The sequence below is a fragment of the Salinispora mooreana genome (assembly GCF_000379065.1).
Classification (GTDB): Bacteria; Actinomycetota; Actinomycetes; order Mycobacteriales; family Micromonosporaceae; genus Micromonospora; species Micromonospora mooreana.
Map to the genome: position 1 here is coordinate 485,968 of NZ_KB900614.1, position 24,336 is coordinate 510,303.

Below are 24,336 nucleotides of genomic sequence, written 5' to 3' on the forward strand. Positions count from 1 at the left end.
TCAACGACACCCAAGGGTAGCCTCCCGCCAAAAAGCATCTCACTCACGGGGAAAGCTGGGGCAAATCACCCAGAGCTAAAATTTTAGACAAAATTTATATCGGCGGAAATTTGCCTAAATACACACCTAGCGCGTCTACCTCAATCAGTGCAGGGAGCCGATACCGCGCACTCAACAGACGATGGCGGTAACCCTCCCCAAGGCCGGGGATGTCGTACATCTGACCCGAGCCGCGAGCGTCCAGTTCATCAACCCCATCATGTTCCGAGTCATCCGCGTACTCGATTGGCCCACCTACGACCACTGGGTATGGCTCGACGGCTACCAACTCGACCGTAAGGGAGACGCCGTCGCCAGGCGGAGTGTTTACGTGCAGAAGGAAGGGTTGAAGGTCATGCGTGTCGGTTCGACCACCTAACCCCAACGCCGAAATCCCGACACTTTGTCCGCGCAAGCTCGACTGATCGAGTTTTTTCCTGAACAGCTAACAACCAGGACAGCCCATTAGCGACGGCGAAGTGCTACAGCACCAAGCTTAGCCAACTTAGCGACCTGTCTCGACACCACCGCCCGCTACTTTCGCCGTGTCCAAGGCGGTTCTTAATCACTCTTCCTGTTCTATCCGCATGTTCCAGCGCACATCCTGTGGAGCTTCAACACGGATCGTAAGCTGGCGGGCAGACGAGTATGCAATGCGATTTCCGGAAGGAGTTAGATCGGTTTTGTTGCATTCGATCGGAAGGCGAAGATCATTATTCAAGATGATTTCAAGCCGACCGCCTATACAATCGGTATTTATCCAAATTACGCCCGCTTCGGCCTGCACCGTACCGACTGCTGCTGTTCCATTAGTCGGAGGCGCGATCAAAAGAGTCTTCATTCCCAATTGCGGGTTGGGCGCGGGAGGAATTTCCGGCGTGGGTAGAGGCGAGGGTGCACTTGGCGCAGTCGCAGCGGGTGTAGGCGACTGTTCTACATCAGGGTCTTTGGGCTGGTCGCACCCCCCCCATGGCAGCCATGCACGTTAAAGCCGCTAGGATAGTGACAATATTGCCGCGCTTCCGAAGATACAAATTGAGTTCCTTAGTTGTGGTGTCTGGTGCCGCAAAGGCGCCGCCGGTCCGATGAGGACCGACGACGCCCCTAGCCTCGCTTATCCGCCCCAGACATTCCACCCTACCCGGGCAGGCAAGTAGCTGGTCACCCACGCTGACTGGCTGTTGCACGACGGGTATAGGATGCCGTAGTTGCCGTATACCTTCTGCCGCCAAACGCCGTAGTCACCGTAAACAGTCGTTTTTGCTCGCGCGGTAACCCGAATGCTGTTCGTGACGCTCGCGGTGAGGGACGTAGAGAGGTTGAGCCCCAAGGTTCCCTCGGCTTCAACCACCAGCACTGAACCCTTGACTGCAAGTGAGGTGGATGCGCTCCAAGACACCGTGCCACCCACAGTGGCTGTCAGGGTAACGGTCGCCGTGCTCGACGTGCCGTTATAGTTCTGGTAGCCAGGTCCCAGCCGGAAGTGAGTCTGACCCTTATTCGAGATGCTGGCATAGGAGTGCTCCTCGACGCACGCCAACGGCTTCACGTCTCCATCCGGGTCGGCCGCTTGTGCGGGCGCAGCCAGACCTAAGAGGACGACGACGGCTATAGGTGCAGCCGTCAGCATTGTTCGCCATTTTGGCATCCGTTCACCTTTTCCATTTGAGGATGTGTGCTCAAACGCATCAGCGAACATCGATGCTTTCAAGAGTTTGAATTGTGCTAGATATTCTCGGAAGCCGCACTTTCCGATCTGGTTCGCGACTATTCTTCTCCCCTGTACGGGGCATCCATCCGCTGCGCGTCCGACCGGAACCGCCAATATACGGGAAGCGCGCGGCTCCTACAGCCCCGTCGTAGCGACAAACGGGCCAGTGAGGTGATCTCAACACCTGAGTTCGGTCATTCCGTTAGTGCCTGAGGTTTGCTTGGGTGAGGGCGTCGAGGATGGCTTGTTGTTCGGGGTTGATCTCGGGTGGGAACGTCTGGATAGCGCCGTTGATCGTGAGGGTCGCGGAGCATAGTGGGCGCAGTTGGCGCAGGACGTTGCGGATCGCGAGTCCGGTGCGGGTTTGGGCTTCGCGAGTGACGGCCAGGGCGGTGAAGACGATGGTCAGGTGCGCTTCGATGGCGGCCCTCGTGTGGTGGAACATGGGTCGGGCGGCGAGATCGGTTTTGGACATGCGGAAGGACTGCTCGATGTGCCACAGGTCGTGGTAGTTGGAGATCACGTCGCTGGGGCTCATCACGGTGTGGGGGATGTTGGTGACGTAGCCCTTGAGGCCGACGAGCTTTCGTGCCCTGGTCAGGGACGCTTCGTCGAGGGTGCGGGCGTCGCCGTTGGTGGTGACGAACCTCGGGTTTCGGGTCGTCTTGTCTCCGGCGATGACGGCTCGTGTTTTCGCCTCTTGGGCGTTGAGGGTCTTGTTGTCCCGGACAGCGCGTGCGGTGGAGTAGGCCCATACCGCCCGCCATGCCGAGGTGTGTGTTTGGGGGTTCCACACCGGTTCGGTCTTGAGTGCGGGGTCGTTGTCTCGGTTGACGCCGGTGCGGGGGGTGATCGTGTCGATGGTCTGCCCGTTGGTGAAGTAGTCGCCGTGCCAGCGGTAGTGCGACTCCAGGTCGATAGGTGCCTTGGTGGTGCGCGAGCCGACGATGAAGCCGAGGCCGGCGTCGTCGAGTTCGCGTAGGTTGGTCGCGGAGAGCATGCCGGCGTCGGCGACGATGACCATGCCGGTGATCTGGTGGCGGGCCTGGAACTGGCGGATGACTGGCAGCAATGTCAATGTCTCGGCCTTGTTGCCCTCAAAGCAGCCGATCTCCAACGGGAACCCGTGCCGGTCAACCAGTAGCCCGACGACGATCTGCGGGTCCACCCGCCGTTCCTTGGAGTACCCGACCTTGCGTAGGTCGTCTTCCTTGTCGGCCTCAAAGTACAACGTGGTCACGTCGTACAGGCACAGACTGACGTCGCCGCTGCCCGTGGCGTGGGCGAAGCACAACCGCGCGACCTGGTCACGGTATGCGCCCTCATGGGCGCGGGCCAGGCTACGGCGCATCGTCTTCTCGCTGGCCGGCTTACGGCCTAAATCGATCAGTACCCGGCCGGTATCGCGGATCGAGGTCGGCTCCACGATCCGCGCGATCACCAAGTCCCGGAAGACCCTGTCACCCACCGCGTCGAATCCCAGCGACGTGAACACCGACACCAGCACCTCATACAGCACCCGCGACGCCGTCGCCACCACCCGCGGCGCAGCGACCAGCGGACTGCGTTCCCGTGAGCCCTCGACATCGAACAACGCCGCGTCACCGGCCGGGCCGACCAGCGCCGCTTTCGGCGCCACCGCATCGATGCCGAGCTCCAACTCGCCCTGCCCAGGATCGGCAATCAGCTCACGAGCCCGCACCATCAACAGCCCCAACTCAGCCTCGGTACGCGCCGAGCCGACATGAGCAACGATCCGCCGACGCCCACCGACGGACTCAGCGATCTGCACCGCCGTCGCGCCCGAGGCCGTCCGGACCCGCCGAATCCACGCCACACACCGAGCGTAAGACACCAATTAGTGCCTCAAAACCAGCCCATCAGAACCCATCACCCCAGGTCAGCGCGCCGCGCCCCGAAACTCCGAGAACCGATGACCAAACTCAGGCAGAAACGGACGGCTGAAATGACACGGCCCGAAATCAACCCAGCGCTCGGCCTGAACCTAGTTTCTCAACGCACCCTAGAACGCAACACCGGCAGGGTGAGCGTCGTCATCCCCGCACACAACGAGGCAGCAACGGTCGCGGAAGTCGTAGCCGAATCTCGACGTGGACTCGACCTCATCGGAGCCCAGGGGGAGGTGATCGTCAGCGCCAGCGGCTGCACCGACGGCACAGCGAAAGTCGCAGCCGACGCCGGGGCGAACGTCGTGGAGGCACCAATCGGGAAGGGCTCCGCAGTCCGGGCTGGGCTCGACGAGGCTGACGGCGACATCGTCTGCCTTGTCGACGGAGACATCCGATACTTCGGGGACCGGCCCCTCGTAGCCATCCTCGTGGAACCCATCCTGCAGGGCATTGCCGACGCCTGTATCACTGACCTCTACTGGCGTCCGCTCTACCCACAAATGTGGCTGCACGGATTCTTCGCCCCCATAGCAGGATACCTTTTCCCCGAAATTCTACCCAAGGTTGGCTCAACTCCATGGTCCGGACAACGCGCGGCAGTGCGCGAACTATGGCCCACGAATCTGCCGGACGGATTCACCGTCGACCTTGAAATTCTGATGCACTGGAACCGTCGTGCCCTACGCCTCCGGCCAGTACTCGCCGACGACTGGGTTAACCCACAAAGACCAAAGCCCGAGCTGATGGCGCAGGAGCTTAAAGTCATATTCCAGCACGCCATCGAAACAGGGCGAGCCCAGAACAACTCTTGGCCTGCCCTGGAACGTTGGTACGACCGCATTCACGCCGCCATGGTCGAGTACCAACCAGATAGCGACCAACCACAACAGTTCGAACAAGACCTGCTACTCAAATCACTGAACTGGCTTAAGAGCGAAATCGGCAAGATCCAAGAATCGTGAACACCCCTTCAATCCGTAACGCGACTCTGAGGCGGTTGTTGCGCGAAGGCGTCGGGCTCGGAATCACCCCCGCGAATGCGGGGAGCAGAAATGCGCGAGTACCGCCAGGTCGAACTCGCCTGGATCACCCCCGCGTGTGCGGGGAGCAGGAGGGGCTGCCGGTAGTCGTGGTCGCGCAGCAGGGATCACCCCCGCGTGTGCGGGGAGCAGGACAACGGCGCACTGGCCGCTCAGGTGGACAACGGATCACCCCCGCGTGTGCGGGGAGCAGGCTTCCTGACCTGCACCTCTATAGATCAACTATGTAGTTTTCGTTCACTTCGACCCGGAAGATCAAAAGTCAGGCACCCTTTGTAAAGCCATGGAGTCTGGATGCAGCATAACGAGCCCTCCTCAAGGGAGGATGACCCATGGCTGCCCCCTCGTCACCGTGAGCCCCCTGGCCGAACCTTCAACACAGCCCGATGTCGCTGTTCGGTCACACTCATCTCCACCAGCACTCGGCGGAGTGTCACCCATCAAGACGTGGCTGAAGCGTTGTCGGGTCTCAGGACCTGCGTGACAGATCAGTCTCGGGACGTGGGTGACACGTCCGGCTAGACGATCTTGTTTCTTGGTGTTCAGTCTGTCTCTTGGAGGGCCTGCACGAGGGTGTGGATGGTGCTGTAGAACTCGGTCCTTGGCCAGGGCGGTATCTCCGGGGTGCCTTTCCAGGTGAGGTGGATGAGTGCCCAGCGTTCGGGAAGTTGAACGAGGATGTCGTCCGACGCCTGGGACCTGGCAACGATCCTGGTGGGCTGGCCGTGCAGCGGGTGGCCGGGGGCCACCTCGTTAAGAAGTTCGGTGTGCAGGGCTTTGCGTTGTTGTCGTTCGACGGAGTCGTCTCCGCGTAGGTCCCACCACGGGTCGGTGAAGGTGGGTTGTTTCTCCATGGTCTCATTCTTGCGCAGTTCGTGGTGGTTCGGGCTTGCGGACCTTGAGGCGGGTGATGTCCTTGCCGGTGGTTCGGGGGACCTCGGTGAGGAGTTGATCGCCGTCGTAGACACGGAAGGTGGTGTCGCCGGCTTCGACGGTCAGTGTTCGACCGGCTTGGATTTTACCTACCTGGATGCGTTGGCCGGCGGCGACGAGGGTTCCTCGGTAGCTGACTCGACGTTCGACTCGCAGCGGTTCGGCTGGTGAGGTTGGTGGGGGTCCGGCGGGGCGGGCGTCGCGGATGTCGGCGATTTTGGCTGACGTCAGCGGGTTTGGCAGGCTTCGCAGCAGGATCCCGTCGGCGCTGATCTGCATGAGGCCGCGGTCGAGTCGGACGGTGACGCGGCGGCCGGCCAAGTGGTAGCCAACGGGGTGTTGCCGGCCGGCGAGGCTGATCAGGCCGGTGGCGTTGACGAGCCGTTCGACCTCGATGGGGGCGCCGGGCTGGGCGGTGCCAGTGGTGATCGGTGGTCGCCCGGCAGGTCGGCCGTCGTCGGTGAGGAGTTGCCGCAGGTTGGCGGAGGTGAGCCGGGATGGGACGGTCTTGAGTCGGACGCCGTTGATGAGCAGGTGGACGACGGTGGCGTCGGCCCAGAGGGTGACTGGAAGTCCGGCTCGGGTGGGGCTGAGCCAGAACTGTTGCCCGCAGACGGTGAGGTTGCCCGAGGCGGGAACGAGGCGGGTGAGCTCCACGGCTAGGCCGACATCATCGCCGGTCGTCACTGGTGCGGCGGCAATGGTGGCTGAGGCGGCGGATGACGTCGGTGCTGATGGTGGGGGTGGCAGCGGTTCTCGGGGGGCGGGGGTTGTGCTGGTCAGCGTCGGGGGCAGCCGCAGCGGCAGTTGCTCGTCAGCTAGCGGACTGGGGAACCGGTCGACCGGGAACGCCATCGCGAGGGATTGGTGCGGTCGTTGGGTGTTGTATTCGTGCCGGAACACGTTGATGGCAGCCTGGGCCTCCTCCGGGCTGGCCCAGACCTCGACATCGTCGAGGAGTTCGCGTTGCAAGGTCTGGTGGAACCGTTCGACCTTGCCGGTCGTAGCCGGGGTGCGGGGTTTGGTGTTGCGGGCCGCGATGCCGTTCTCACGGCAGATGCGTTCGAATAACACCTCGGCTGGGCGGGGCTGGTTGAACCGGCCGGTGAACTGCTTGCCGTTGTCCGTCAGGACCTCCTCGGGCATCCCGAACCGTTGCAAGGCTTCGGTGAAGGCCAGACACACGGCCCGGCCGGTTGCTCGGCGGACCACGGCCGCAATGACGCAGAACCGGGAGTGGTCGTCAACGCCGGTGACGACCTTGCCTCACCACCGTCAGCGAGGCGGATACCACCGACGATGTCCAGCTGCCACAGCTCCATCGGTCGACTGCGTTCCCACCGCTTGTAGTCCTCACGACGACGGCGGCGAGGTGTCGGGGTGACCAGCCCGTGTCGGATCAGTACCCGATGCACCGTGATCCGCGACGGAACCGGCCCAGGACAGTCCCGGCGGCCTAGCTCGAAGACGAGACGACGGGCACCCCAGCGAGGATGGTTCCGGCGCAGCTCACAGATCAGCGCCTCCACCTCTGACGGAATCTGACTGGGCGAGGTATGTGGCCGGCTGGATCGATCGGACAGCCCTTCCAGCCCCTCGTCGGCATACCAGGCCAGCCAGCGATGCACCGCCTGGCGGGAGACGCCGAACCGTTCGGCGACATCTGTGACCGTCGAACCGGCGAGCACGTCCTGGACGGTTCGATACCGCTGTTCCATCACGCTCATCTCCACCAACACTTGGCGGAGTGTCACGCAGGTCCTGATACCGATGTGTCACGCAGGTCCCGAGACCGGACAACGACATCCGAATGGTCGGCACCATAGATCGACATACGCAATCACAGGCGAGCCTCGCTGCCTCCAAGATCAGGCCGTCTCCAGGCCGTCAGGCCGTCGTCAGGCCGTCAGGCCGTCGTCAGGCCGTCAAATGCTGGCCAATCTTGACCGAGGCCGACCATTGACGCCCGGGTATAGGGCCAGCTCAGAGCCTTGATCAGAACTCTGAGCTGGTGGGCGACGGACGAGTCGACCTGTACGCCGGATTCTGTGCGCGACGCGAACCCGAGGGCACGCGCCGGCGGCGGTCATCCATCTCGGCCTGCCGTCACCGACAGGCTCCAGCGGCCTACCCGCAGACATCGGGCGGGCCGCCCTCGATCGCCTGCGCGGGTCGTCGTCTCAGCAGATGACGCCCCTTCTTGGCCTTGCTCCGGGTGGGGTTTACCGAGCCACCCCGGTCACCCGGGGTGCTGGTGGGCTCTTACCCCACCGTTTCACCCTTACCGTCCCCGTCCGGAGACGGCGGTCTGTTTTCTGTGGCACTGTCCCGCGGGTCACCCCGGGTTGCCGTTAGCAACCACCCTGCCCTGTGGAGTCCGGACGTTCCTCGACGGCGGGTCGGAACCCGCCGACGCGACCGCCCGGTCGACTCGTCCGTCGCGCACACATCCTAACGACGTGGTCGCCGCACCCATTTCCGCCCCAACCACCACACCGACCCGCCGCACCGGGTGCCGCGGGGTTGACGGTGCACCGCGGCGTACTAGCGTGCCTGACCATGCACATCGCCGACGTCGCGCTGCTCGTCCCCGCCGGCCTCGCCGCCGGCATGCTCAACGCGGTGGCCGGTGGAGGTTCTCTGATCACCTTCCCGGCGATGATCGCCGCCGGGTTGCCGCCGGTATCGGCGAACGTGAGCAACTCGGTGTCGGCCTTCCCGGGGTACGCGGCGAGCGTCGCGGGCAGTCACGCGGAGCTGCCGCGTGGTCGGGGGCTGTTGGCTCTGCTGCCCACCGCCGTCCTCGGGACGGCCGCCGGCACCGTGCTCCTGTTGGCCACGCCGGCCCGGGCGTTCGAGCTGGTCGTACCGTTTCTGGTGCTCGGGGCGACGGCGGTGCTGGCGTTCCAGGGGCCGCTGCGCCGGTTCGTCGGGCATCCCCGCGACCGGTCGACGCGCCACCGTACCGTCTGGGTCCAGGCCATGGTCGCGCTCGCCGCGGTGTACGGCGGCTACTTCGGCGCGGCGCTGGGGGTGATGTTGGTGGCGGGCCTGGCGCTGGTCCTGGATGCGTCGCTGGTCCGGGTCAGCGCCGTCAAGAACCTGCTCTCGGCGGTGGTCGGGCTCACCACGCTGGTGGTGTTCGCACTGTTCGGGCCGGTGAACTGGGCGGCGGTTGCCGTGGTCGCACCGGCGACGCTGGTCGGTGGGTACGCGGGCGCGCGACTGCTTCCCCGACTGCCACCGATGGTGCTCAGGACGGTGATTGTGGCCTTCGGGACCGTCATCGGCCTGTACCTGCTCTGGCGGACCAGAAGCTGAATGAACCAACCGGTGAGTAGGCCAACGGCTAAGTAGGCCAGTGGCGGAGTGGGCCAGCAGCCGGGGTGATCAGCTGGACGGGAGGTGGGCGGTGTCGTTGACGGAGCGGACGGCCACTCCACCGTCGGGCCACAGGTCCACCACGGAGATGCCGGCCGCATCGAGGAACAGCCGATGCAGCAGCGTGTCTCCGCCTCCGAGCGCATCCCGCAGGATCAGTTTGATCGGCGAGACGTGCGAGACCACCACGACGGTCTCCCCCCGGTACGCCTTCTGCAGCGCGTCAACGGCCCGGCGGCTGCGCGTGGCGACTTCGGCGAATGACTCTCCCCCGGGCGGGGCGGCCGTCGTGGCGGCGAGCCAGGCGTCCATCTCTCCGGCCCACCGCTCCCGCACCTCCGCGAAGGTGCGGCCCTCCCAGACCCCGAAGTCGCACTCGACGAGGTCGTTGTTGTCGCGGACCGGCTTTCCCCCGAGCGCCGCGGCGATGACCTCGGCGGTGTGCCGACACCGGCTCAGTGGGGAGCTGACCACGGCCGCGGCCGACGGGGCCAGCGCGGCCACCCGGTCGGCGGTGGCTTCGGCCTGGGCCCGACCGCGGTCGGAGAGGGGCACGTCCTCCCGACCGGAGTAGCGGCGCTGTTCGGTGTACTCGGTCGCTCCGTGCCGGACAAGCACCAGCCGCGTTGCGGTGAAGCTGGGCCGCGGTTCCCAGGAGGCGGGAGTCGTGGCCGGGTCGGTCCCGCTGGTACGGGGAGTGGCGGCGCGGGCCGCGGCCTCGCGGGCCGCCGCCCGGGCGGGCGAGTCGGCGGCGGCCACCGGTCGTGGTTCCTCGGCTGCTCGTGTTGCTGGCCGGGCCGGCGCTTCGGCGGCGGCGTCCATGGCGGCGTTGGCCAGGGCGTCGGCGTGCCGGTTTCGGTTTCGCGGAATCCAGGTGAACCGGACGGCGGCGAATTGGCCGACCAGCCCGGCTGCCTGCGCGGCGAGCGGACGCAGGCCGGGGTTCTTGATCTGCCATCGGCCGCACATCTGTTCGACCACGAGCTTGGAGTCCAACCGGGCTTCCACCTCGGCGGCCCCCAGCTCGGCGGCGGCCTCCAGGCCGGCGATCAGGCCGCGGTACTCGGCGACGTTGTTGGTGGCGGTGCCGATCGCCGCTGAGCGTTCGGCGAGCACCTCGCCGGTACCGGGGTCACGGAGCACCGCGCCATATCCGGCCGGACCGGGATTGCCCCGAGATCCACCGTCGGCCTCTACGACGACCACCTGTGGCGCCACGACTACAGCCCGGACTCGTGGGTACGGATCATGATCCGGCGGCACTCCTCACAGCGCAGCACGTCGTCCGGATCCGCCGCGCGGATTCGGGCCCGGTCAGCGCCGGAGAGCTCCAGCCGGCACCCGCCGCACCGACCGGCGGTGAGCAGGGCCGCGCCGAGTCCACTCTCCGCCCGAATCCGGTCGTAGAGCGCGACCAGTTCGCCGGGAAGGTCGGCGGCGAGGGGCTGGCGGGCGCCGCGCTTGAACTCCTCCTCCTTGGTGATCTCGCTCAGGCTGTCATCGCGGCGCTGCTCGACGGCATCCCGCTTCTCCCGGGCCTCGGTGATCCGTTTCTCGATCCCGGTCAGGACGCCCTGCGCGGTCTCCCGCTGCTCCATCAACTCCAGTTCGGCATCCTCGAGGTCGCCCTGGCGACGGTTGAGGGAGGCCAACTCGTGCTGGAGCGCCTCCAGCTCCCGGGCCGGACCGACGCCGGCGGCGAGGCGGTCCTCGTCCTTGCGCTTGCGGGCTCGTACCTGGTCAACGTCCTGTTCCAGCCGGTCGATGTCCCGGTCCAGGTCATCGATGGCCACCTGGGCGCGGGCGCGTTCGTCCTCCAGCGCGGACAGCTCCCGGGCGAGGGTGTCCAGTTCGGCCCGCTCGGGCAGCGTCCGGCGGCGGTGCGCGAGTTGGGCGAGGGTGGTGTCGATCCCGGCCAGGTCGAGCAGGCGGCGCTGGACTAGCGGTTCAGCCTTCACAGTCGGGCTCCTTGTCGTCCGCCGCGGGCGGGGCGGCGTGTACGGTCCACGGGTCAGTCTCCAGGTCGGACACGAGCGTCTCTACGCCCATCATCTCCCGCAGGGCGGCGGCCAGGTCGTCCAGCCACGGGCGTTCGGTCGCCCAGTGGGCGGCATCGAGCAGCGCCGGACCGCCGGTGGCCAGGTGCTCGCTGGTGGGGTGGTGCCGCAGGTCGGCGGTGAGGTAGGCGTCCACCCCGGCGGCTGTCGCGGCGGCGAGGAAGCTGTCACCCGATCCGCCGCTGACGGCGAGCGTGCGCACCGTGCGTTGCGGGTCGCCAGCGGCGCGTACGCCCCAGGCGGTGGCGGGCAGCACGGCGGCGGCGTGCCGGGTCAGCTCGGCGAGGGTCATCGGCTCGGGTAGTTCGCCGATGCGGCCGATTCCCCGGCCGGCACCGTGTGCGGGTGCGCCGACGGCGGGGGGCGCCAGCGGCCGGAGCCCGGTCAGCCCAAATCGGGCGGCCAGTGCGTCGGAGACACCCGGTTCGGCGACGTCCGCGTTGGTGTGCGCCACGTACAGCGCGACATCGGCCTTGATCAGCTGGTGGACGATCCGCCCCTTGTAGGTGGTCGGGGCGACCGACGACACCCCCCGCAGGAACAGCGGATGATGCGCCACGACCAGGTCGGCCCGGGCATCAATCGCCTCGGCGACCGTCTCCGGCACCACGTCCACCACGCAAAGCACCCGGCGGACCGGCGCGTTCGGGTCGCCGAGGACCAGACCGACGCGGTCCCACTCCTGCGCCCACGCAGGTGGGTAGCGTTGCTCCAACTCGGCCACCACGTTGGCGACGGTCGGCGGGAATTCGGGTGTCCTCACGGCGGGCCAGCTTACCGGCGAGGGTGGGGACAGGACGCGTCGCCACCCGGGCGGGCGGTCAGGCGACCCTGGTCGCCGCCGATGGTTCCGGCAACGCGGCCGCCACCGCCTCCCAGGGGAAGGCGGGCAGGTGACGCTCGCCGGATCCGGGTGGGTGCAGCGGGACGACGTGGTCACCGAAGAGCACGGTGACGCCCCACTCGGACAGCCTGCCGAGGGCCGCCTGGAACGCGGGGTGGGCGGCCATCGCCGCGTTGGTGAAGGGGACCGCGACCAGCGGTACCCCGCGGCCCTGCGCCTCCACGAGCAGGCCGAGGGGGAGGGTGTCGGCCATCCCCACCGCCCACTTGGTGACCGTGTTCACCGTGGCGGGGCAGACGATCATCGCGTCTGCCGGCGGCAGGACATCCGGGTCACCGGGGTTCTTGTAGTGGCTACGGACGGGATAGCCGGTCTGCCGGACCAGCGCCGGCCGGTCAACGAACTTGGCCCCGTCGGGGGTGGTGACGACGCAGACCTCCCACCCGGCCTGCTGGGCCAGTTCGACGAGCCGGCCGACGCGGCGGGCCAGCGGCGAACCGCAGGCGATCACGTAGAGAACTTGGCGGGAAGCGCCTGTCGGCGGTGCGGTGGCCAGCGGAGCGTCCAGACTCATATCCCGACTCCCATGTGTTCAGCCAACTCCGCGATCGAGGCGGACGGGGTGCCCCGGGTACGACGCAGGATGTCGGACATCACCTCGTGGGCGATCGGCCGACAACGGATCTCTGACGGAGCGAGCCGGTCGCCTTGCAGCAGCATCTCGCCGGCGTTCACCACATCACCAACCTGTGCGTAACCTCGGGCGACGTCGAGCAGGTGGTGGGCACGGCGCTCGGGTAGCAGGGCGTTGAACTCGGGCCCGATGCGCTGGTGGACCTCCACTGCCCGGCCGCCGTCGCCGAGCTCGACGGCCGCTGCGGCGCGGTGCAGCTCCACATTGGTGGGCCCGAAGGAGGTCCAGTAGTGGTTCTGGTCGCCACCGAGCAGGGTGGCCGCCTCGTCGGCACCGCCCAGCAGGTCGTCCACTGTGGCGGTGTCACCGATCCGGGAGGCGGCCATCGCCCCCTGGAGCAGCAGCATGCCGTAGACCGACAGCCGATCCGGGGTAGCGTCGTTGTTCCCACCCGGGGCCAGCCGGTTCGCGATTGCGACGTTTACCTCCAGCGCCGGTAGGGGGCGTCCCATCGCCACTAGGGCGTTACCGACCCGGGTGGTGGCGATGCCGGCCAACAGCGGATCGTCGGCCCGCTGGGCGACCGCCATCGCCCGGTCAGCGGCGAGCCAGGCCAGGTCGCACTCCCCCAGCTTGCGCAGGACCGACGAGGCGATCTGGTAGACCTGCCCGAGCAGGTGCGCGGCCTCACGGTTGTCGTCGCCGCCGAAGCCGGCGTCGGCCGCCTGGGCGTCCCGCAGCAGCTTGGGTAGCGAGCGAGTCAGCATCCCGTATCGACCGTACTGATAGGTCAACCAGGCGTGGCTTACGGCCTTGCGCATGTCGGGCAGGGGCGGCGGGTACGGCGCCGCGTCGAAGTAGGCACTCATCGCGTCGTACCGCTCCAGCGCCGCCCGAATCTCCTGCACCTCGGTCTGGTCGATGCAGTTCAGCACATCAGATCGCCGTTCCGGGTCTTTGCCAAGCAGTAGCTGCACGTCAACCCGGAGGGTGTCGGCGATCTCGTAGATGACGGAGAACTTGTCCAGCCGACGTACTCCGCGCTCGACCTTGTCCACCCAGCTCTTCGACTTTCCCAGCCGGTCCGCGAAGACCTGCTGGGACATCTTGCGTCGTCCCCGCCAGTAGGCCACCCGACGCCCGATGGGTAGCTCATCCATGTCCCATCCCTTTCCTACGCATCCATTCCAGCCGATAGGCCGGGTTTGTCGCGGGCACGGCACATTGTTCAGGTTTCTTCTGGTCGCACAGCATGTACGTCAGCCGATCAGTCGGCGCTCCTAGCGTTCATGCAAGTTGCATCGGCTGTTCGTCAACTCAACGATCGCGGATCGAGGCAGTGACGGTGCTCGACAGACGCCACCGGCACGGCCGGATCCGGCGAGGGGAGATGGCACATATGTGGGGGAATATCGGACCGCGGGTCGCTCAGCTGTCACCCCTGGAACGGGTACGGCTGCGCCGCGTCGCCGTACGCTACGCGCTGCACGGTTGGGAGGTGACCCCCGGCGCGTGTCTGGCCCGCAGCCGCTTCGTCTGCGGGCGGGCGGGCTGCCCCACCGTCGGCTGCCACCCTGCGCTGGTGGATTGGGAACACTCTGCCAGCGCCGATCCGGCCCGGATCGCGACCTGGTGGCGCACCCGGCCACACGGCATTCTGCTACCCACCGGGCGCTCCTTCGACGTCCTGGAGGTGTCGGCTCACGTCGGCCGAGACGTCCTCCTCGCCGTCCAGAGCCATCCGGCCGGCCCGGGGGTACGTGGGCCGGTGCTGTCCACCCCCACCGGCCGGTGGATGTTCCTGGTCCGGCCCGGCGACCCGCTTCGACCCGAACTTGAACACTGCTTCCACGTGGTACGACACGGCCCGGGTTCGTGGATCCCGGCCCCGCCGACGCGGCTACCCGAAGGGGCGGTGCGCTGGGTGGTCGCCCCGGAGCAGGCGCGCTGGCAGCTCCCCGACTCGTACCTGGTGCAGAACAGCCTGATCGCGGAGTTACAGGCGAGTGGGGTGCCGCTGGCGGCGGAACAGCTGGTCCCCGGCCACCTGCCGCTTCCTCGACAGGGACGCTGAGCGGCACCGCACCAACCGGCCGGAGCCCGGCGGGCCGCCTCCCAGAGGACACGTCGGCGGGCTGCTGACCGACACACACCTGACAGCCAAGATGAGCCCACTCCGGTGGACATCGACACACCCGTCGCACTGCCCATCACGCCCTCCGGACATACGGTACTCAGCAGGTGGAAAGCACATTTCCTAGAGCCATATTCCCCCTAGAGTTCCAAGCCACCCCTAATAGGATTTAGTCATCCCTACAATATCGAGCCAGGCCAAAAGCCCCATCAAACTGGCCGCCGGCGCCGAGCAGCCGGCTCAGGGCACGCCGGCCCAGCCGCAGGGCGCCAACAACGTAGCCCCCTCAACTCGGGGCGGCACCGGACACGGTGCGCCGGAAAGTGTCAGCAGCAGGAGCGTGATCCGCTACCGCAGCGGGTATGCGCGGCGAACCGCTGAACACGTGAGGGGATGGCACATGCTCAGCAAAGAGGATCAGCGCAGGTTCGAGCAGATCACCCGCAACCTCCGGGAGAGCGACCCGGCATTCTTCGCCCGGCTGGACCATCGGGCGAAAGGACACCGCGGCCGATGGTTGATGTTGTTGACCATCGTGCTCTGGGCGGCGCTCCCGGCGACAACTGTGCTTGCCGGCCCGATGGCTGGCGCGATCTGCGCGGTGGTCCTGGTAGCCAACGCCGTGGTCATGTGGCGCTTCCGGCGCCGCTGGCTATGAGTCGCCCGGCGTTCCGCCGCGGACGGTCAGTCGGTGCCCTGCTCGCCGAGCCGCCGATAAGCCCGGCGTAGTCGCTCCACCAGCCCGGGGCCACCGATGGCCGGGGCAGGCGCACCGAGCTGCCGCAACAGCAGCTCAGTCCCGGTCGCCAAGGTCGGCGGTCGGTCGGGCAGCGGAACCGGAGGGGACCAGAACCGGTCCACCGCGTCGGCCAGCGACGCCGCCGGCAGACCCGCCACCGATCGCGCGGCACCGGTCACCGGCGCCGAGGAGATCTCGTCCGAGTCGGACGGCTCGGGTACGGCGTCGGCGCCACCCCGGCGCACCCGCAGCCGGTCCAGCAACTCGTCTCGCCCACGGCCGCGCCAATGCAGCAACGCGAACGGGTCGGCGTCGAACGCCTCGGCGAGCAGGTAGAAGGTCGCGGCGAGATGCTTGCACGGCACTGCGCCGTCGGGGCAGCTACACCACTGGCCCAGCTCGGCCAGGCCGGCGGGAAACAGCGGCGCACCCGCCGCGATGAAGAGCTCCTCCAACTCAGCGGGGAGATCACCGGCGAGTAGGCGCGCACTGAAGAACGCCTGCGCGGTCAGCTCCTCCTCCACTCGGGACCAGAGCGTCGCCGGAAAGGGTGCCAGCGTGATCCGCACCTCGTACGGCCGGGATCGCGAGCCCTGCACCGCGGCCGTCACCTCGCCCGGTGTCACGTCCAGCCGCAGCACCTGCCCCGCCCGGGCGTACGACCGACCACGGGTGAGGCGGGTGCCCAGCGCGAAGGACTCCAGCACCTCCAGAAACCGCCGGGACCACCAGGAGGTGCCGATCGCGCCACGGGTGCTGCGCGCTCGCAACCCACCGGCGACCCGGCGCGGCGGACCGTAGTCGGCGAACCGGTCGGCCGCGCGGCCCGGCCTGTCGCTGCCAGCGGCCCGCGGACTCATTCGGCCACCGCCCCGGCCTCCAGCTGGAACAGCTCCCGCAGCTGCGCCGTGGACAGCTCGGTCACCCACTGCTCACCGGTGCCCACCACGGTCGAGGCGAGCCGGCGCTTGTCGGCGATGAGGGCGGCGACCTTCTCCTCCACCGTGCCGGCGCAGACGAACTTTCGGACCTGAACGCGCCGCCGCTGCCCGATCCGGAACGCCCGGTCCGTGGCCTGGTCCTCCACCGCCGGATTCCACCAACGGTCAACGTGCACAACGTGGTTGGCCGCGGTCAGGGTGAGACCGGTACCACCGGCCTTGAGCGAGAGCACGAAGAGCGCGGGGCCGTCCGGTGCCTGGAACCGGGTCACCATCGCGTCCCGGTCGGCCTTACCCACGCCGCCGTGCAGGAACAGGGTCTCCTGTCCGAACCGCGCCGACAGGTGGCCGCGCAGCATCCCGCCGAACTCGGCGTACTGGGTGAAGAGCAGAGCCTTCTCCCCGGCGGCAAGCACCTCGTCGAGGATCTCCTCCAGCCGGGCCAGCTTGCCGGAGCGGCCGGCCAGCGTCGAGTTGTCCCGCAGCAGGTGCGCCGGATGGTTACAGACCTGCTTGAGCCGGGTCATGGCGGCCAGCACGAGCCCACGCCGCTCGATGCCCTCGCTGGACTCGATCTGGGCCATCATGTCGTCCACCACCGCTCGGTAGAGGGCAGCCTGCTCCGCGGTCAGACTGCACACCACCTCCATCTCCAGCTTCTCCGGCAGGTCGGAGATGATCGAGGAGTCGGTCTTGAGTCGACGCAGCACGAACGGGCCGGTGATCCGGCGCAGCCGCTCGGCCGCCTCCGCGTCGCCGTGCCGCTCGATCGGTTCGGCGTACCGCTTCTTGAACTCGGCGGCCGGGCCGAGCAGGCCGGGATTGGCGAACTGCATGATCGACCAGAGGTCAGCGAGCCGGTTCTCCACCGGGGTGCCGGTGACCGCGATCCGATGCCGGGCGGGCAACGCGCGAACCGCCTCGGCTTGCCGGGTCGAGGCGTTCTTGATGGCCTGCGCCTCGTCCACCACCACCCGATGCCAGTCGATCCCGGCGAGTTCCCCCGCATCGCGGGCAGCCACCGTGTACGTGGTGAGGACCAGGTCCGCGCCCGCCACCGCCGCGGTGAGTGCCGCCCCCCGGGCCCGCTCAGCGCCGTGATGCACATGGATCCGTACGCGGGGGGTGAAGGTCGCCGCCTCCCGCTGCCAGTTACCGACCAGTGACATCGGAGCGACCAACAGGGTCGGGCCGACGCCCGGTGGATCGCTGGCGAGCAACGCGAGTAGCTGCACCGTCTTACCGAGACCCATGTCGTCGGCGAGCACGCCGCCCAGGCCGAGGGACTGGAGGAAGGCCAGCCAGGCCAGTCCTCGCCGCTGGTAGGGGCGGAGCACGCCGTGAAAGGACGGGGCCGGGTCCACCGGGGTGAGTTGCCGCTCCACGGCTCCGGCGAGCAGATCCCCCAGCGCACCGTCGGCCGCCACCTCGAGTACCGGCAACGCGTCGGCGGCGGGGTCGGCGAGGCCCTGCCGCAGCAGGTCGCCGACGGTCAGCTCGCCGGTTGAACGGAGCAGCCGCAGGCCGGCGGCGAGACGCTTCGGGTCCAACTCCACCCACCGCCCACGCAGCTGAACCAACGGGGATTTCAGCGCGGCCAGTGACTCCAGTTCCTCGGCGGTCAGCGGCTGTTCGCCGAGGGACACCTCCCAGCGGTAGTCCACCAGGGCGTCCAGCCCCACCCCTCCGCCCGCCCCGGCCACGGTGCCCGGGGCGGTACGGCTCTGGGCATGTAGTCGAGCGCCGAGCCGGGACGAGGGACGCCGCCACCACGAGGGCAACAACACCGCGAACCCGGCTGCGTGCAGCACCGGCGCGCCGTCGCGGAGAAAGCGGTGCGCGCCCGCGGCGTCCAGCTCCAGCGCCTCCGGGGTGGCGGTGCGCAGGGACGAGTTCAGCTCCGGCCAGAGCCGGCTGGCCCGCCCCAATTCGGCCAGCAGGGCCTCCTGCGGAGCGGCTGGGCCGGGTAGGTCCACCGGCTCGTGCCAGATCCGCGCGGCATCAACGTGCAGGCCCGGCTGGTCAGCGGGCTGTAGGCCGAACTCGACCCGCCAGGGACCCTCGGCCGCGACCAGCCCGCCGGCCACCAGCTCGGAGAACCCGTCTGTCGGCGGCTCCACCAGCCGAAAGCTGGCCCGGACGGAACCTCCCACCGCATCGCGCTGCCAGGCGTCCAACTCACCACGCAGGGTGTCGAGCTCCACCGGGTCGGCGGCAAAGTCACGACGCGGGCCGGTGAGCGCCGCCAGCCACGCCGTGACCGCACCCCGCGGACGAGCGCCCCGGGCAAGGGAGGTATCCGCGAGGGCGACCCGCACGGCCGCATCGGTGAGCGCGTCAAGCGCCTCGGCCACCAGTTCCCCGGGCTCCCCGGCGGCGGCCCTCGGTCGCCTCGCGCCCCGAGCCCGCGGCGGCGCGCCACCGTTGGCGGGCGCTTCAGCTCCGCTGGATACAAGCGCATCCGGCGCGCCGGTCACGACGAGCGGATCCGGATCGACCTCGACGGCGGCGCGGGCCGCGGGCGGCAGGGCGAGCGCGAGGGCACGGACCCAGCCGGCGTCCACGCCGGTGAGCAGCGGCCGCCACACCGCCCACGCGGCGGCGCTGGCCCGCTCCCCCGAAGTCGGTGTCAGCCGGGCCGGGGCGGCTCGACCAACGCGGGTGGCGCCCGTACGTTGCCGCCGTGTCGCTGAGACCGGCCGCAGTGCACCGCCGGGCTCCGGCCGGACGCCGGGCAGGACCCGACCGCGGGCGGCGAGGTCCACGGCGAAGGCCGCCAGCTCCGCAAGGTGACGCAGGGTGGCGCCGGGTACGGCGTCCGGTAGCGCGCCGGCCGCGGTGACCCGCGACAGCAGCGACAGGGCGGTGTTCGGGGCGTACACCAGGGCGGGCACCCGCCACCCGGCCAGGGTGACCGGCCCACGGAGCGGCTCCACCGGCGCGGTGCGGACCAGCTCCGGTGAGTCCAGCGGCGAACCAGCTCGGGTGGGCAGGGTGAGCAGCGCCGTGCCGGGCGCGGTCGGCTCGGCGACCTCGGCCAGGGCTGCGGCGAGCACGGGGTGACCGGCGGCGAACGGGTGTGGTCGCTCGCGGGGCGCCCGCCCGGCCCGGCGAGCTGCCCGCGGCGAGGACGTGCTGTCCTCGGCCCAGATGGCGAGCCCGCTGCCGAGCCGCCACGACCCGTGGACAACCAGCACGCGGCCTCCCCTCGTCGGCGCCCCGGCCCAGGATAGGCGGGATGGCTGCCAGGCTCGTCACCGCCGTAGCAGACCCGCTCCTGCCCCGTACCGGTTTTCCGGGGCCGACGCTTCCGCTCCGCCGACGCGTCGGTCGGGGCAGGATGGGGCGCATGGCGCCAACCGTGGAGATTCCGCTGGCCGGTGGTTCGTCCGACGGGCAGACCGTCACCGTCGAACTGGACCCGAACGGTCGCCCACCGCTGACCCACCACCACCTCGGCGACGGCGGACTCGCCGACGCCGAGATCTACGAGTTGGAGACAGTGGCGGGAGATGCCCGGAGGTGGCGCTACTGCTGGCGGGGTACGGCGGTCTGACCGGCTCACCCGTCCACGGAGACCATCGACTGGGTCCGGAGACTCTCCAGCACCACGCGAGTCACCTTCGAGGTGCCCCGGGCCTCCTCGCACACCTCGGCGACCCGCCGGGCGGTGGCCTCGGCGCGCTGGTCCCGCTCGTCCCACAGCCGGTCGACCTCGGCCAGCAGCGGGCCCTCGACCTCCCGCTCCACCCCGCGCAGGGCGGGGACGCCGAGGCGCTGGGCCAGATCGAAGACCTTGCCGGCATACGGCAGAGGAAGAAACGGCGTGTTCACCATCGCGGCGAAGATCAGAAAGTGCAGCCGCATGCCAACCGCCAGGTCGAAGTGACGCATCAGGCCGAGCACCTGTTGGGGTGAGTAGCTTCCGTGCAGGATGCGCCCCCGTTCGGCGGCGACCATGTGTGACAACACGCCGTGGGAGTGCCGAATATCGTCCCGCTCCATCGGGACGAAAAGAACATTGGCGTCGATTCGGTGCACCAAGAAGTCACCGATCTGGGCCAGGAGCCGGTGGTAGCCGTCAACATCGAGCCGTTCGGCGGCCCGCCCCGGTTCACGCACACTCATCCCAACCAGATGCCGACCCGCCGGCACTCCCTCCTCCCGAAGCAGGTGCACGGGGAAGTCCTCCGGCTCCAGAAGAAACGCCGGATCCGCGGTGACCGTGATCGGGTTGAGCAGCCCGGCCTCCTCCAGGAGCATCCGAGACTCCTGGTCCCGCACCGTGACCTGGGTTGCCCCGGCCAACGTCTCGCGGACCATCCCGGTGTCCACGATCTCACTGAGCGGGCCGACCCCCACCGCGTAGGTGAGCAGCGGCAGGCCACGCTCCTGGGCGACCCGGACGACCCGCAGGTATCGGCGGGCCTCCTGGTCGTAGAGGATCCCGCCGCCCCCCAGGATGAGCAGATCGAGCTGGGCGAGCAGCGGGGACGAGTCGGTGCGGCTCACCCCCTCCCACGGCACCGCCTCCACCTCCGGGTGAGCCGCCCGGGTGTGGTCGGGGTTGCGGGAGAAGACAATGATCCGGGCGTTCGGCTCCTGCTCCCGCAGGTCGGCCAGGAGGCCGGTGAGGATTGCCTCGTCACCGAGGTTACGACCGCCGTACGAGCCGAGCACACCGATGGTCAAGCCGGTGCCAGCTGTCATCCGTCGCTCCTCCCGGGTGCGTCCACGCGGACTTCCCGGAACGCCGAGGAACAGTCCTGCCTCGGCGGCCGGTGGGGGCGCAGGAGCGCGACCGGGCCGACGGCGGATAAAACGTCGTCGGGCCGGGGCCGGTGTCAGCCGGGAGGACCGGCGGGGTGGGTGAGGAAGGGCAGCACCGCCGCCGGCAGGGCCGGGGACGAGAGGATGTCGTAGTGGGTGAGGCCGGGCAGCACCGCCAACCGGGCGGCCGACCGGCCGGTACCGTCCCAGTCGGCGTCCCGGTGACCGCCACCGAGCAGCCCGAAGAACTCCACCATGTGCGCAGTGGCCACCGAGTCCGCGTCGGCGAAGACCAGCAACGTGGGCAGGACGAGGGCGGCCACCTCCGCCGACCAGTCGTACTCGCGCCGCAGCAGCTCCCCCGACTTCGCCCATAGCTGGGGCCACTCGGCTGGCCGGGGCGCGATCCGGAGGTACCGTTGGTGCGCTGGGGTGCCCTGCATCCGCTCCCCAACCGCCTCGTCCTGCTGCGCCATCGCGGTGCGGGTCGCTTGATACCAGCCCTGCTGGCGGCAGGGCGCGGAGACCACCACCAGCCGGCCGACCAGGTCCGGATGCTGGATCGCGGTACGCAGCCCCACCCCGCCGCCCAGCGAGTATCCGAGCACGTCAACCTTAGGCAGACCAAGCGTCGTGACCAACGCGGCGACATCGTCGGCCAGTGACTCGTACCGGAGCGGACGGTCCACGTCGGCGGTGCGGCCATGCCCCTGAAGATCCACCGCGAGGACGCTGCGCCGCTCCGTCAGGGCTGGCAGAAGCGGGGCGAACGCTTCGGTCGACCCGAGGCCGCCGTGCAGCAACACCAGCGGGTGTCCGGCGCCGTGCCACTCATACCACATTCGAAGCCCGTTGACATCGGCGTAGCTCACGGTTCCCCACCCGTCCTCTGGCGGCCCGCATCACCGTGCATACCGGCGATCCTATTGCCCAGTTGTCGCCGTCGGTGCTGACCGTTCCAGGTCCGTCGCGGAACCGGACAACCCGTTCCGACTGCTCGCCTGCGTCCCGGCGGCCCTGGTGGCCGAACACCGTTGGGCGTCGGCTCGTCGGGAGCTGCTCGGCGCACCGGCCGCGCGCGGGGGCGACGCCCTCGACGAAATTCGAACTTACCTCACGTTGATGGGTATGATCCGTGAATGACAGGCAGGCCGGAGGCGACTAACGGTCGGAACCGACCACCACAATCATTCAGCCGCAGAAAAATGATGGCGCTGACCGGCGTCGCGGCACTTGGCGGGCTAACCGCCATCGCCGGGACGAAGAAAGCCCCATGGTGGACCGACCGCGGTGCCCACGGAAGTGATCCTGCCTGGATAGAGCCCCCCGTCGACACCATTGCCACCCCGGCGCCACCATCACCAACGGCTACCGCCACCGGCACGCTGCCGTCCCGACAAGAAATCATCAGTCGGTATGGCACCCGGACGCCACACTATTGGGGATTACATCCGGACAGCTCCTGGTCGACATTTCCGACCGACACCTCCCTGACTCGCAACTCCGCCTGCCTGACATTTGACGCGTGCAGCGACAGCAGCGGATACGACGAACGGCTGATCAACACGCTGCGGGAGCACCACATACCGGCGACGCTGTTTGTCAACCAGCGCTGGGCAACCACTCATCGACAGGAATTTGAGAGCCTCGTGGCCGACCCCCTGTTCGAGATCGGCAATCACGGCACCAACCATCGCCCGCTGTCAGTTTCCGGTCGCTCTGCGTACGGAATCGCCGGCACGAAAGACGTTGCCGAGGTGTACGACGAAATTGCCGGAATGCACACGTGGATGGCCACCAACTACGACCTCCGACCAAGGTTCTTCCGCCCTGGAACAGCCCACGCCGACAACGTGGCCACGCAGGTGTCCCGAGCGATGGGCGAGTGGATCGTGATGTTCAGCGTCAACGGCGACTCCGGCGCCACCGCAAGCGCCAACCAGGTCTACCAGCAGTTCCTACTGCTCCGCCCCGGCGGAATCCTGCTGGCACACTTCAACCGCCCTGGGTCGGGGACAGCCGCCGGCGTCGAACGCGCACTGCCAGCTCTCACAGCCCGCGGCTTACGCTTCCGAAGACTCGACCACGTGCTCCCCGCTGCCACTTCTCCGGAGCAACCTCCCCGCTGGTGACCGTCCACACCAGGCTAGGTCGACGCCACGACGCACTTGTCGGAGCACGCTGGTAGCCGCTGCCGACCGGCGCCTGCCCCTGCTCAGTCACCTCGAAAGTGGGTCGCTCCGGTCCTCTGAGAGTGCTTTCGGCACTCGCGCCGCCCCCGCCGGGTGACGATCAGGTGTCCGGATCTGGCGGAGACAGGGATGACGTGACGCAGACGGGTGGAGGACCGAGACACCGGTTTCGGCGAGACAGCGAGATGTCCCGGGACACTGCCCGGGTAGAGGCCTTCAGCGACGCCGTGATCGCCGTCGCACTGACTCTGATGGCGGTGGAGCTGCTCCAGTTCAACCCGGAGGGAGCGGCCGACACAGACCTGGTGTCGCGGCTACAACAGGAGTGGCGAGCCTTCCTCGCCTACGTCATCACCTTCGCCGTCGTCGGCCAGATCTGGCTGGCCCACCACAACAGTTGGCGATACGTGGTCCGGGTCGACCAGATGCTGTTGGTGCTGAACCTGCTGATGCTGATGTTCGTGGCGGCCATCCCGTTCACGGCCAACCAACTCTCGGACCACCTTCGGGGCAGCGAACTGGACCAGCGGTTGTCGGCCGCGATCTACGTCGGCGCGGTGCTCGGCGAAGCGCTGTTTTTCAATCTGTCCTGGTGGTGGGCGCGCTGGCGCGGACTGCTCAACCCGGATCTCGATCCCCGACTGGCGGCGTCGGTCTCCCGCCGCTACCTCATCCGCCCGCTGCTCTACCTGATCGCCTTCGCGATCGTCTTCATCAATCCAACCCTCAGCCTGCTGTCCTACCTACTTCTGGTGGCGATCTACGTCATCCGCGGCCCGGGCGACCTCCCGCCTTCCGGCCGGGCGAAAGACGAGTGTGACTAGCCGTCGGGTGGAGGCCGTGTCACAAAACGACCACGTCACTGTCGACCGGTCCATGTTGTCGACCTGCCCCGCCGGTAGGACCGGCACCGGGGGCAACCCGGGGAGACCCCCGGCGCCAAGGCAAGCCACCTGCCCGCTTCAAGGTCCGCAAAATCGACGGCCAGGTCTTTCCGAACCGCCGTGGCTG

General features: G+C 68.2%; 21 protein-coding genes, 1 other RNA gene and 1 pseudogene. 8 read left to right on the forward strand and 15 right to left on the reverse strand.

What is annotated here, in order from left to right; genetic code table 11:
- Positions 1-181: 181 nt before the first annotated feature.
- Complete coding sequence (locus SALPAC6_RS0102210) at positions 182-418, forward strand: hypothetical protein (RefSeq protein WP_018251818.1); 237 nt, start codon at positions 182-184, stop codon at positions 416-418.
- A gap of 186 nt (positions 419-604) precedes the next feature.
- Here SALPAC6_RS0102210 and SALPAC6_RS29895 read toward each other — a convergent pair whose 3' ends face one another.
- From SALPAC6_RS29895 to SALPAC6_RS0102215, 3 genes are all read right to left on the reverse strand, one after another.
- Positions 605-880, reverse strand: coding sequence for a hypothetical protein (locus tag SALPAC6_RS29895; RefSeq protein ID WP_162561550.1), 276 nt, complete (start codon positions 878-880; stop codon positions 605-607).
- A 273-nt stretch (positions 881-1,153) separates the two neighbouring features.
- Positions 1,154-1,750 carry a hypothetical protein gene (locus SALPAC6_RS29295; protein ID WP_162561549.1) on the reverse strand — a complete coding sequence of 199 codons (597 nt, stop codon included), beginning with the start codon at positions 1,748-1,750 and terminating at the stop codon, positions 1,154-1,156.
- A gap of 202 nt (positions 1,751-1,952) precedes the next feature.
- The gene (locus SALPAC6_RS0102215) at positions 1,953-3,587 is read right to left on the reverse strand and encodes an IS1634 family transposase (RefSeq protein ID WP_018251820.1); all 1,635 of its coding nucleotides are present in this window, start codon (positions 3,585-3,587) and stop codon (positions 1,953-1,955) included.
- A 96-nt stretch (positions 3,588-3,683) separates the two neighbouring features.
- Between SALPAC6_RS0102215 and SALPAC6_RS0102220 the strand changes: the two genes are divergently transcribed.
- Positions 3,684-4,622 carry a glycosyltransferase family 2 protein gene (locus SALPAC6_RS0102220; protein ID WP_223874413.1) on the forward strand — a complete coding sequence of 313 codons (939 nt, stop codon included), beginning with the start codon at positions 3,684-3,686 and terminating at the stop codon, positions 4,620-4,622.
- 620 nt (positions 4,623-5,242) lie between these two features.
- On the opposite strand, the gene SALPAC6_RS25235 is transcribed toward SALPAC6_RS0102220, so the two are convergent.
- The 3 genes and pseudogenes from SALPAC6_RS25235 to rnpB all read right to left on the reverse strand — a co-directional run bounded on the left by SALPAC6_RS25235 (position 5,243) and on the right by rnpB (position 8,067).
- Positions 5,243-5,554, reverse strand: a complete 312-nt coding sequence (locus tag SALPAC6_RS25235; RefSeq protein ID WP_018251822.1) for a hypothetical protein — start codon at positions 5,552-5,554, stop codon at positions 5,243-5,245.
- 4 nt (positions 5,555-5,558) lie between these two features.
- Positions 5,559-7,360: pseudogene (locus SALPAC6_RS25240) on the reverse strand (IS481 family transposase).
- A 292-nt stretch (positions 7,361-7,652) separates the two neighbouring features.
- An RNA gene (gene rnpB, locus SALPAC6_RS27015) (RNase P RNA component class A) lies at positions 7,653-8,067 on the reverse strand.
- Positions 8,068-8,192: 125 nt separating this feature from the next.
- Here rnpB and SALPAC6_RS0102235 point away from each other — a divergent pair.
- Positions 8,193-8,954 carry a sulfite exporter TauE/SafE family protein gene (locus SALPAC6_RS0102235; protein ID WP_018251824.1) on the forward strand — a complete coding sequence of 254 codons (762 nt, stop codon included), beginning with the start codon at positions 8,193-8,195 and terminating at the stop codon, positions 8,952-8,954.
- 69 nt (positions 8,955-9,023) lie between these two features.
- Here SALPAC6_RS0102235 and SALPAC6_RS0102240 read toward each other — a convergent pair whose 3' ends face one another.
- The 5 genes from SALPAC6_RS0102240 to SALPAC6_RS0102260 are packed head-to-tail and all read right to left on the reverse strand — an operon-like array spanning position 9,024 to position 13,709.
- Positions 9,024-10,232, reverse strand: coding sequence for a bifunctional RNase H/acid phosphatase (locus SALPAC6_RS0102240; protein WP_026189251.1), 1,209 nt, complete (start codon positions 10,230-10,232; stop codon positions 9,024-9,026).
- A 2-nt stretch (positions 10,233-10,234) separates the two neighbouring features.
- Positions 10,235-10,972, reverse strand: a complete 738-nt coding sequence (locus SALPAC6_RS0102245) for a zinc ribbon domain-containing protein (RefSeq protein WP_018251826.1) — start codon at positions 10,970-10,972, stop codon at positions 10,235-10,237.
- Entirely contained in the window at positions 10,962-11,834 is an 873-nt protein-coding gene (locus SALPAC6_RS0102250) for a Nif3-like dinuclear metal center hexameric protein (protein ID WP_033666845.1), read from the reverse strand. The genes SALPAC6_RS0102245 and SALPAC6_RS0102250 overlap by 11 nt, the downstream gene beginning before the upstream one ends.
- 58 nt (positions 11,835-11,892) lie before the next feature.
- Positions 11,893-12,489, reverse strand: coding sequence for a flavoprotein (locus tag SALPAC6_RS0102255; RefSeq protein ID WP_018251828.1), 597 nt, complete (start codon positions 12,487-12,489; stop codon positions 11,893-11,895).
- Complete coding sequence (locus SALPAC6_RS0102260; RefSeq protein WP_018251829.1) at positions 12,486-13,709, reverse strand: helix-turn-helix domain-containing protein; 1,224 nt, start codon at positions 13,707-13,709, stop codon at positions 12,486-12,488. The genes SALPAC6_RS0102255 and SALPAC6_RS0102260 overlap by 4 nt, the downstream gene beginning before the upstream one ends.
- A gap of 230 nt (positions 13,710-13,939) precedes the next feature.
- Between SALPAC6_RS0102260 and SALPAC6_RS0102265 the strand changes: the two genes are divergently transcribed.
- Entirely contained in the window at positions 13,940-14,623 is a 684-nt protein-coding gene (locus SALPAC6_RS0102265; protein ID WP_026189252.1) for a bifunctional DNA primase/polymerase, read from the forward strand.
- 460 nt (positions 14,624-15,083) lie between these two features.
- Positions 15,084-15,341, forward strand: coding sequence for a DUF3040 domain-containing protein (locus SALPAC6_RS0102270; RefSeq protein ID WP_018251831.1), 258 nt, complete (start codon positions 15,084-15,086; stop codon positions 15,339-15,341).
- A gap of 26 nt (positions 15,342-15,367) precedes the next feature.
- On the opposite strand, the gene SALPAC6_RS0102275 is transcribed toward SALPAC6_RS0102270, so the two are convergent.
- Together SALPAC6_RS0102275 and SALPAC6_RS0102280 are read right to left on the reverse strand one after the other, a co-directional pair.
- Entirely contained in the window at positions 15,368-16,282 is a 915-nt protein-coding gene (locus SALPAC6_RS0102275) for an SWIM zinc finger family protein (protein ID WP_018251832.1), read from the reverse strand.
- Entirely contained in the window at positions 16,279-19,560 is a 3,282-nt protein-coding gene (locus tag SALPAC6_RS0102280) for a DEAD/DEAH box helicase (RefSeq protein ID WP_018251833.1), read from the reverse strand. Before SALPAC6_RS0102280 ends, SALPAC6_RS0102275 begins: the two co-directional genes overlap by 4 nt.
- A gap of 152 nt (positions 19,561-19,712) precedes the next feature.
- Here SALPAC6_RS0102280 and SALPAC6_RS0102285 point away from each other — a divergent pair, with 152 nt between their 5' ends.
- Positions 19,713-19,919 carry a hypothetical protein gene (locus SALPAC6_RS0102285; RefSeq protein ID WP_018251834.1) on the forward strand — a complete coding sequence of 69 codons (207 nt, stop codon included), beginning with the start codon at positions 19,713-19,715 and terminating at the stop codon, positions 19,917-19,919.
- A gap of 5 nt (positions 19,920-19,924) precedes the next feature.
- On the opposite strand, the gene SALPAC6_RS0102290 is transcribed toward SALPAC6_RS0102285, so the two are convergent.
- Both SALPAC6_RS0102290 and SALPAC6_RS0102295 read right to left on the reverse strand, forming a co-directional pair.
- Positions 19,925-21,073 carry a polysaccharide pyruvyl transferase family protein gene (locus tag SALPAC6_RS0102290; protein WP_018251835.1) on the reverse strand — a complete coding sequence of 383 codons (1,149 nt, stop codon included), beginning with the start codon at positions 21,071-21,073 and terminating at the stop codon, positions 19,925-19,927.
- Between the two features lie 134 nt (positions 21,074-21,207).
- Positions 21,208-22,005 (reverse strand): alpha/beta fold hydrolase, encoded by a 798-nt coding sequence (locus tag SALPAC6_RS0102295; protein WP_018251836.1) that lies wholly within the window; start codon positions 22,003-22,005, stop codon positions 21,208-21,210.
- Positions 22,006-22,341: 336 nt separating this feature from the next.
- Here SALPAC6_RS0102295 and SALPAC6_RS0102300 point away from each other — a divergent pair, with 336 nt between their 5' ends.
- On the forward strand, positions 22,342-23,265 hold the full coding sequence (locus SALPAC6_RS0102300; protein ID WP_026189253.1) for a polysaccharide deacetylase family protein: 924 nt from the start codon (positions 22,342-22,344) through the stop codon (positions 23,263-23,265).
- A gap of 245 nt (positions 23,266-23,510) precedes the next feature.
- On the forward strand, positions 23,511-24,149 hold the full coding sequence (locus SALPAC6_RS0102305; protein WP_018251838.1) for a TMEM175 family protein: 639 nt from the start codon (positions 23,511-23,513) through the stop codon (positions 24,147-24,149).
- Positions 24,150-24,336: the final 187 nt, after the last annotated feature.